At 70.9% G+C, this 931-nt stretch carries 1 protein-coding gene; it reads right to left on the reverse strand.

Annotated features, from left to right (window positions below):
• Positions 1-66: 66 nt before the first annotated feature.
• Positions 67-931 (reverse strand): ABC transporter ATP-binding protein (locus ACOADB_RS05085; RefSeq protein WP_378596857.1); only part of this gene is annotated, 865 nt, incomplete at its 5' end.

Here is a 931-nt window from a genome sequence, read left to right on the forward strand (position 1 = left end):
GCGCCAGCACCGACGCGTCGGCCTCGGGCCAGGGCTGCACGAAGGTCTGCACGAAGCTCTGGGCGCTCACCGGCTCTCCTCCAGCACGCTCTCCTGCGGCTGACCGAAGTAGGCCTCCTCGGCGAGCGCGGCGAAGCCGTCGATGCCGGCGTTGCCGCGGGCGACGACCTCGCCCTGGCGCAGCACGATCACCTCCGTGCAGGTGTTGAGGGCACGGTTCAACGACTGGTCGAGGATCACCGTGGTGATGCCCTCGCGGGCCAGCGCGTTGAGCTGCGAGAAGACTTCCTTGACCATCACCGGCGACAACCCGAGGGCCGGCTCGTCGAGGATCAGCACCTCCGGATCGGCCATCAGCGCACGCGCGATCGCCACCAGCTGCTGCTCGCCACCGGACAGCGCACCCGCGGAGATCTCCATCCGGGTCGCGACCCGCTCGGGCAGCCAGGCCGTCAGCTCCTCGAGGCGGGTGCGCATCCGGCTGCGGCTGACGCCGCTCGCGTACGCCGCCACCTCGAGGTTCTCGCGCACCGACAGGGTCTTGAAGAGCGCGCGACCCTCGGGCACGAGGCTGACCCGCAGGCTCGACTCCCGCGACCCGGAGCTCGGCTTCAACGAGCCGTGCAGGATCCGGCCGAGCGTGCTCTTGCCTGCGCCGTTGGTGCCGACGACGCCGACGACCGCGCCCTTGGTGACCGTCAGGTCGATGTCGCGCAGGGCGTGGACACCGCCGTACTGGTGCGACACGGCCGTCGCGGCGAGCACCGTGCTGCCACCGTGCTCGACAGCGAGTGCCGGCACCTCGAGGTCCAGCTCACCGAGGTACGAGCTGCGTACGACGGGCTCCTGGAGGATCGTGGACGGCGGTCCCTCGGCGACCATCTGGCCGAAGTCGAAGGCGATCACCCGGTCGGCGACGGCGAAGAGGTCG

This window comes from Nocardioides sp. CPCC 206348 (assembly GCF_048654705.1).
In the GTDB taxonomy this organism is placed as follows: Bacteria; Actinomycetota; Actinomycetes; order Propionibacteriales; family Nocardioidaceae; genus Nocardioides.